The following is an 8,009-nucleotide window of genomic DNA, read 5'->3' on the forward strand; positions in this document are numbered from 1 at the left end:
GGACGAGGTGGTCGCGTCCCACCTCGCGGTACCGAGGCGCTGGCGGCATGAAGCCGAGCGGGCGGATCGGGCTCTTCATCTCGTCGGTGCTGCCAGCCGCCCTTGGGCGACGCCGGCGCGGGTCTGCTACCGGCACGGCGGCCAAGAGGTTGCGGGTGTAGGGATGCTGTGGTTCTCCGATGATCGCTTCGCGCGGCCCGATCTCCACGATGCGCCCGCGTCGCATAACCGCGATCCGATGGCTTACCCTCTCGACGACCGCCATGTCGTGGCTCACAAAGAGGTAGGACAAGCCGAAATCGTCCTGCAGGTCGAGAAGGAGATCGGTGACCTGGGCCTTGATCGAGACGTCCAGTGCCGACACGGCCTCATCTGCGATGACCAGTTGCGGGTCGAGTGCGAGGGCGCGGGCGATACAGATGCGCTGGCGCTGGCCGCCCGAGAACTCGTGCGGAAACCGGGAAGCGAGGGCCGGATCGAGTTCGACGCGGCCCAGGAGCGCGGCCACACGATCCTCGACCTCGCTGCGAGCCGCGATACCATGGACGTGGATGGGTTCGGCGATCGCCGAGCCGACGGTCTGCCGCGGATCGAGTGAGCCGTAGGGGTCCTGGAAAATCATCTGGATGCTGCGGCGGATGCGCCGCAGCTCCGGCCCTTGGCTGGCGAGTACGTCGGCATCCTCGAAGCGAACGCCCCCGCCCTCGGGCTCGACGAGCCGTAGGATCGAGCGTCCCGTGGTAGACTTGCCGCAGCCCGACTCGTCCACCAGTGCCAGTGTTTCGCCACGCCCGAGCGTGAACGATACTTCGTCCACCGCATGGACGTTGCCGATGTGACGACCGAGGAGGCCCCCTTTCACAGGGAAGCGGGTTACGAGGTCTCGGACCTCAAGGAGCGGTTGCATGACCCGCTCCTCCACCGCTGGTTCTGCGGGAGTGGATGCGCCACTCGTACCGCGCTCCCGAAAACGGCGGGGACCCGCGATGCCAGCCATGGCACCTAGGCGAGGTACGGCATCGAGGAGGTCTCGTGTGTACCGTTCGCGGGGCTCGGCGAAGACCTGCTCAGCGCTCCCGGCTTCGATCGCGCTGCCGTGGCGCATCACGAGGATATCGTCGGCGATTTCCGCGACGACGCCCATGTCGTGGGTGATGAACAGCACCCCCGCTCCGGTTTCCCGCTGGAGTTCTGCCAGAAGGCCTAGGATCTCCGCCTGGATCGTCACATCGAGTGCTGTTGTCGGCTCGTCCGCAATCAGCAGGCGTGGCCTGCAGGCCAGGGCCATTGCAATCATCACACGTTGACGCATGCCGCCGCTGAACGTGTGCGGATATTCGCCGTAGCGTCGACGTGCGTCCGGGATACGGACGCGATCGAACAAGCGCAACGCTTCCGCGCTCGCCTCAGCCCGTGTCAGGTCAGTATGATACCGAAGGGCCTCGGCCACCTGATCGCCGACCCGCATCACCGGGTTCAAGCTGGTCATGGGTTCTTGGAAGATCATGCCGGCCACCTTGCCGCGCGCGCGTCGAACCTCCTTAGTCGAAAGAGACAGCATGTCCGTCCCGTCAACGACGATCCGTCCTGACACGCGAGCGGACGGCGGCAGGAGACGCATGATCGAAAGGGCTGTTACGCTCTTTCCCGAGCCGGACTCGCCGACCACTGCCAGAGTCCGGCCGGCTGGAAGGGCGAATGAAACGCCCCGCACCACCTCGGCCCGCCCGAACGATACGCGTAGGTCCTCGACCTGTAGAGCCAGTTCGTTACCGCTCATGTGCTGCGCCCCAGCTTTGGATCGATCGCGTCGCGCAGACCGTCGCCGACGAGGTTCAGCGCTAAGACGAGGATCAGGACGGCAAGGCTTGGGAACAGCGCGACGGCATAACTGTCGAGTATGTTTTCGAAGCCTTCGCGCACCATGCCGCCCCAGGTTGGGGTGGGCGGCGCGATGCCGAGGCCGATGAAGGCGAGCGACGCCTCGGTGCGCACCGCCGTCGCCATCCAGAGCGATGCCATCACGACGATCTCGGGCACGATATTGGGCAGGATGTGCCGGAAGATGAGCCGTGCGTCGGAGAAGCCGAGGGCGCGTCCAGCCTGAATGAATTCGCGCTCCCGCAGCGCCATGACTGGAGCGCGGGCGATGCGCGCGAACGCGGGTATCGCGGTGAAGGCGATCGCCGCGATGATGTTGAAGACGCTGGCGCCCAGGATCGCGACCAGCATCAGGCCCAGGATTAAGGCGGGAAAGGCGAGCACCACGTCCATCATCTGCATGATGACGATATCCGTCCGTCCGCCGAAGTAACCGGCCAGCAGACCGATGAGGGACCCGATCACGACGGCAGCCAGGATAGACAGGATGCCGATTGTCAGCGAATAGCGGGCGCCGAATAGAAGGCGGGAAAGGATGTCGCGTCCGTAAGCGTCGGTACCGAGCCAATGCTGCCAGCTCGGACCTTGAAGGCGTCGGACGATACTCTGGGCGATCGGATCGTAGGGTGCGATCCACGGCGCGGCGATTGCCAGCACGACGATTAGCCCGAACAGGACAGCTCCGACCAACGTCGTCGGACTGCTGACGAGAGTACGACCGCAGAAGCGCACAGCGTTGGAAACGAGCGCGGCGAACTCACGCCCTCCGCCGATCCGCTGAGGAAGATCAGTTTGCGTCATCGGTACTGCACCCTCGGATCAATCAGGCCGTAGACGAGGTCGGTCACCAGGTTCACGAGGACGACGATCAGGGTGTAGATCACCATCAGTCCCTGCAGCATCGCGTAGTCGCGCTGATTGAGCGCTCCCACGATGAGGCGGCCAAGACCCGGACGATTGAAGACAATCTCCGTGAGCACGGAGTTTCCGATCAGAATGCCGAGGTAAAGGCCTACGACCGTTACGACTGGAATCAGGCAGTTGCGCAGGGCATGCCGCCAGATCACCACGGTGTTCGAGGCTCCCTTGGCCATCGCCGTGCGTACGTAATCTTGGCTCAGCACCTCGAGCATGGATGAGCGCGTCACGCGCGTGACGTAGGCAGCCATGATGAGGGCGAGGTTCAGGGCTGGCAGGAAGATGTCTCGTCCGCGATCCAGAAGGGTCGCGCCGCGTCCGCCGCTGATCACCGGAAACCATCGAAGCATGATGGCGAACACGAGGAGAAGTACAATCCCGGATACGAAGGCTGGAGCCGACAAGCCAAGGAGCGAGACGACCCGGGTGACGTAGTCCGGAATACGGTTGCGGTTGGCTGCAGCCCACACCCCCGCGGGAAGGCCGAGGGCGACGCCCATGATCAGGGCGAGCGCCGTAAGCTGCAAGGTATGCGGGAGGACGTTGAGCACCTCCTGAAGCACTGGTCGCCCTGATACCAGCGACGTACCCAAATCTCCGCCTGCGACTCCTCCGATGAAGGTGAGGTACTGCATCCAGACGGGCTGATCGAGACCCAGGCGCTCGCGCAGAAGCGTGATGGCTTGGGTGCTCGCCTGATCCCCAAGGATGACAAGTGTCGGATCACCCGGCAGCACCCGCACCACGAAGAACACCAGCGTCAGGACGGCGATGAGCGTGATCGCGGCGAAGCCGAGTCTTCGGAGGATGAAGCCGATCATTAATCCGCCAGGCGCGTGGTTTCATCCAGCGACGGCGAAAGGTTCAGTGAGCCTTCCTGGGGGACTGCGAAGGTCACGCGGCTGTTCCAGGCCCAGGGTTGACCCATCTCGTAAAGCGGAACCGCGCAGACAGCCTCGACGATCTTTCGCTGAGCCGTCGCCCAGAGTTTCAAGCGCTTTTCCGGGTCGGCCTCGTTGCGAGCCTCGCGGAGTTCCTGGTCCGCGACACCACAATGGGAGAAATTCGTCACTGCCTTCGGCTTCTGAACGATGCTGTCGGAATCGAAGAATTGGGTGAGGAAGATATCTGCAACGGGCAGGCGTGCAGCGCCGTAGTAGACGACCTGCGAAAGATCCTGGCGGATTTGTTCATGGAAGGTCGGGTGGTCAACGAGGCTGAAGTTCAACCGGATGCCGGCTTCGGCAAGCTGGGCCTGCACCACCTCCATCGTCGTGAGCATGGCAGGCAAGGTCGTCTGAACCGCTCGCAACTCGATCCCGTCTGGATGGCCGGCCTCTGCAAGAAGAGCCTTCGCGCGCTCGACGTCACGCTCGGGAAGCGGCTGCGCTTCGTAGCCAAGGTAGCCTGACGGAATCACAGATGTGGCCGGGATCGTCAGCGACGGGCCGCGGAAGGCGACAATACCACTCCGGTCCACTGCAAGGGCAATGGCCTGCCGCACCCGGATGTCATCGAGCGGCGGCTGAGTGATGTTGAGATGGAGCTGGTGGAGTTCGTTCGGTCCGATGACATCGACCGTCGTGTTGGGCAGAGCGCTCGTCCGAGTGACCCAAGACTCTTCGAACCGCCCATTCATCATATCCACTTCACCGGACTGGTAGGCGAGGTCACGGCTGGAGTCCGAGGAGATGTAACGGTAGACGATCTCCTTGATGTGAGGGCTCCCTCGGAAATAATCCTCGTTCGCTACCAGACGGACGAACTGCTGGGCTTGGTGTTCGGCAAACTCGAATGGGCCGGTTCCGACCGGATTGCGGCCGAAGCCCTCACCGAGCCTCGTACCCGCGGCTTCGCAGATGATGGCGCCACCGTTGAAGGGAACGAGGAGACCGAGAACGCTGGGGAGCGGACGCGACAAGTGGATGCGCACCGTGTGGTCGTCCACAGCCTCGATCGTTTCCAAGGCCGAATAGTCGCCCGAGTATGAAGAAGTCTCCGGCGAGGCGGCGCGCTTCAACGAGTACACCACGTCGCGTGCCGTCAGCGGGCTGTTATCGCCGTGGCATGTCACGTCGCGGCGGAGAGCGAAGGTCCAATCGAGCCCGTCCTCGGAGTTCGTCCAACTTTCGGCGATGTCGCCCTCGATCGTATCGAGACGGAACTGGCCGGGCGCGGTGCGCACCAACCCGTTGAACATCCAGTTGATCACGGTCTTATCGAGGGTGGCGCTTGCACGATGTGGGTCGAGAGTGCCGAGATCGTTGCCCGGGACGGCTACTGTCAGCGTCTGTGCGGCAACGGGAGCCGCAAGCGTCATGAGAAGCGCGGTGCTCATTGCTAGGCGGTTCATGCATTTCTTGACCATCGTCCTCGACTCCAACTGGCGGCAAAAGGGAAGGGCGAATGCGAAATCAGCCGTGCAGCGTCGCTCCTTCGGCGAAGGATCGGCTGTTGTGAAAGCGTTGATACCGGAAGGGCTCAATCGGGAGCCGAGCCGGACGCCCCTGCACCAAGTCAGCAATCAGCCGACCCGTGATGGGACCAAGGCAGAAGCCGTGGCCCGAAAATCCCATGGCGACCACAAGACCTTCCGGTCCCGCATCGGCATCGATCACAGGTAGAGCGTCAGGGGTGAGGTCGATGAGCCCAACCCAGGACTCCTCGATCTGTGCTTGAGCGAAGGCCGGCACGACGTGTCCGAACAATTCCACAACCTGCGCCATGCTGCGGCCGGTCGGGAGGACGCGGGGGCGGGTTCCTTCGGGTTTCTGCGTTTCCTGCAAGCCGCCGTGCCAATCCTGAAGGCCGCTGGTGACACGGAAACGTCCGTTGAATTCCTGACGACCGGCGCAGTCGGCATTGGCGACGCCGATGACTTGCTCCAGTACGGCGTCTAAGGGCGCCGAGCGTAGGACGGTGACCATTGGGATCTGCAACGGAACGTCGATCCCGAGCGGACGCAGAAGTTCGTTGCCGAAGATGCCCGCGGCGACCACGACCTTTCGGGTAGGAATGCTGCCCTTATCGGTGCGCACTCCCGTGACCTTTCCGTCTTCCGTCTCGACTTCAAGGACGCGCTCTCCGAAACGCGTATCGACACCCAGGCGCACTGCAGCAGCGACGAACGCCGCAACCGTGCTGGAGGGATCGGCGCTACCGTCGGTCGGGCAGAACGATGCGGCGAGCACATCCTCGCTCAACGCGGGCGCAATCTCACGCACATCCCTAGTTGTGGGGAGAAAGTCGAGTTGAAGACCGGATGACGTCTGCTCGGCGACGATGCCGCGAATGATCGCGACCTCCTCCTCGTTGCGAGCTAGCCTGAGATTTCCGCCTCGCCGGTAATGCGTGGGTGCGTCCAGTTCCTCGCCGAGCGTTTCCCAGATCTCGACGGCAGCCTTGGCAAGTGGGAGTTCGGCGATGTGGCGGCCGGACTGACGTACGCCGGCCAGTGTCCAGCCTGACGCCATGGCTCCCGGACCAAAGCGGTCTACCAGGACGACGCTGAGGCCCTCTTTGGCGAGTTCGTAGGCAGTGGCTGCGCCACTGATTCCGGATCCGATGATAACGACGTCCGCCATCTCTTAAGGTTCGACTTTGGTGACGACGTCGGGTGACGCGGGATCACGGATGAAGGCCGTGATCGCGAGTTCCAGCCGCATTTCAGGATGAGGCTGAGGTCCGATCGCAATCGTGTGTGCCGGGTCGTTCTCCGGAACCCGCTCTGCAATCACCGCCAGGACGGGCTCTAGATCATCGGGACTCGCGACGCTGATGTGAAAGCGGACCGTATCAGATAGTTTCGCACCGACGCCGGCTAACGCACCCGATAAATTGTCGAGAGCTTGATGAGCCTGTCCCGCGGGATCCTTAGGCATCTCGCGGGTCTTGTAATTGCGGCCGGCTGTATTGGATGAGTAAATCCAATTTCCTGCTTTGACGAGGCGGGAAAATTTAAAGCGGTCCTCATAAGGGCTTCCGCTTTTTACGCGTTCGACGACGGTCATGTTGGCTTCCAATAGCAATGAATTTAAAGTTGCTTCGGTCGTCTTGTATTCGGGCGCAACGACCGGCGGCTGTCAACGCCCTTCCGTTATGTGAAACCTGGCAAATCGGAATGTTGCGATTATCGGCATATCTCGGGAACGTGAGAGCGAGAAGAAGTGACGTTTGACCCGCATTCAGCGGGGGGTGCATGGGCAGTCGAACAGCGCAGCCAATCGCTGGAGGGATAGCGGAGGACAGATACACCGCTCAAACTGGCGTGCCGTGGGGTATGGGAAGGAAGCCTTTCGTCATGCGTATCAGCCGTAAGGAACTGTACGAGCGCGTTTGCCGGAGTCCGTTGAGCAAGATCGCGCCGGACTTCAGCATCTCAGGAACGGCGCTGGCTGCCATCTGCCAAAGGCACCGGATACCTTACCCGGGATCAGGGTACTGGACGCGCAAAGCGCTGGGGCTTGCTGTTAAGCTGCCGCCACTGCCCGATGGCAGCGATGAGACCATCGAAATTACGGCAGCGCCGGCGAAGCCAAGACCGAAAAGGCTAGAAGGGGAGGCGGCGGTCTCAAAAAGAAAGCGCGTCTCGAGGCCTCCGCTTCCACCTCGGCACCCCATCCTATTCGGCGTCGAAGAGCACTTCCGCAAAACACGAGCGACGGAACGGGGCGAGTTCCTTCGGTCGTATAAGCGGATCCTGCCCGACGTGCGATCATCGGAGCCTTCGCTCTCACGAGCGCTATCCATCGCGAACGACCTGTACATGGCGCTGAGGGATCAGGAGCTTGACGTTCGAATTGCGCAAGCCGGCGATGATCTGCATGGAATTCATGTCGATGAGCAGGAGGTCGCGCTCAAAGATCGCAGATATGGTCGCTATCACTCGGGCGGTATCTGGTCGCCAGATCGCCCGACGGTCTTCACAATCGGTGCTGTGCCGATCGGGCTAGCGCTCATCGAAATGACTGAGCGCGTGACGATGAGATACTTCGGTGGTGATTATCACCATGAGGATAGCCGCACGATCAGATTCGCAAGACCCTGGCAGCTGGCAAACACCTGGACGACCGAGCAGGACGTGCCGTCGGGTCGGTTTCGGCTTGTGGCCTACTCGCCCAAACGGAACGTGGACTGGTCATTGCGATGGCAGGAGGCGGATGGGCGAACCCTCCAGATGCTAACTGCCGCGATCGTTGAAGAGCTGAAGG

7 protein-coding genes are annotated in these 8,009 nt (G+C 62.2%); 1 reads left to right on the forward strand and 6 read right to left on the reverse strand.

Annotated elements, in window-relative coordinates:
- The 6 genes from O5O54_RS21885 to O5O54_RS21910 form a co-directional block, all read right to left on the reverse strand.
- Positions 1 to 1,780, reverse strand: a 1,780-nt coding sequence (locus tag O5O54_RS21885; protein ID WP_279483970.1) for an ABC transporter ATP-binding protein, incomplete at its 3' end; no start/stop codon positions are given.
- On the reverse strand, positions 1,777 to 2,682 hold the full coding sequence (locus O5O54_RS21890) for an ABC transporter permease (protein ID WP_279483971.1): 906 nt from the start codon (positions 2,680 to 2,682) through the stop codon (positions 1,777 to 1,779). The genes O5O54_RS21885 and O5O54_RS21890, both read right to left, overlap by 4 nt.
- The gene (locus O5O54_RS21895; RefSeq protein ID WP_279483972.1) at positions 2,679 to 3,620 is read right to left on the reverse strand and encodes an ABC transporter permease; all 942 of its coding nucleotides are present in this window, start codon (positions 3,618 to 3,620) and stop codon (positions 2,679 to 2,681) included. Before O5O54_RS21895 ends, O5O54_RS21890 begins: the two co-directional genes overlap by 4 nt.
- Entirely contained in the window at positions 3,620 to 5,137 is a 1,518-nt protein-coding gene (locus O5O54_RS21900) for an ABC transporter substrate-binding protein (RefSeq protein WP_279483973.1), read from the reverse strand. The genes O5O54_RS21895 and O5O54_RS21900 overlap by 1 nt, the downstream gene beginning before the upstream one ends.
- Positions 5,138 to 5,213: 76 nt before the next feature.
- Entirely contained in the window at positions 5,214 to 6,383 is a 1,170-nt protein-coding gene (locus O5O54_RS21905; RefSeq protein WP_279483974.1) for an FAD-binding oxidoreductase, read from the reverse strand.
- Between the two features lie 3 nt (positions 6,384 to 6,386).
- Positions 6,387 to 6,809 carry a Rid family hydrolase gene (locus O5O54_RS21910; protein ID WP_279483975.1) on the reverse strand — a complete coding sequence of 141 codons (423 nt, stop codon included), beginning with the start codon at positions 6,807 to 6,809 and terminating at the stop codon, positions 6,387 to 6,389.
- Between the two features lie 338 nt (positions 6,810 to 7,147).
- On the opposite strand from O5O54_RS21910, the gene O5O54_RS21915 reads away from it, so the two are divergent.
- On the forward strand, positions 7,148 to 8,009 hold an 862-nt coding region (locus O5O54_RS21915; RefSeq protein WP_279483976.1), incomplete at its 3' end, for a hypothetical protein.

Origin of the sequence: Aureimonas sp. SK2 (genome assembly GCF_029813115.1) — a bacterium.
GTDB lineage: Bacteria > Pseudomonadota > Alphaproteobacteria > Rhizobiales > Rhizobiaceae > Aureimonas.

Coding starts and splice junctions, on each gene's coding strand:
- O5O54_RS21905 (WP_279483974.1), bottom strand. CDS start 6,383: ATGGCGGACGTCGTTATCATCGGATCCGGAATCAGTGGCGCAGCCACT.
- O5O54_RS21890 (WP_279483971.1), bottom strand. CDS start 2,682: ATGACGCAAACTGATCTTCCTCAGCGGATCGGCGGAGGGCGTGAGTTC.
- O5O54_RS21900 (WP_279483973.1), bottom strand. CDS start 5,137: ATGAGCACCGCGCTTCTCATGACGCTTGCGGCTCCCGTTGCCGCACAG.
- O5O54_RS21895 (WP_279483972.1), bottom strand. CDS start 3,620: ATGATCGGCTTCATCCTCCGAAGACTCGGCTTCGCCGCGATCACGCTC.
- O5O54_RS21910 (WP_279483975.1), bottom strand. CDS start 6,809: ATGACCGTCGTCGAACGCGTAAAAAGCGGAAGCCCTTATGAGGACCGC.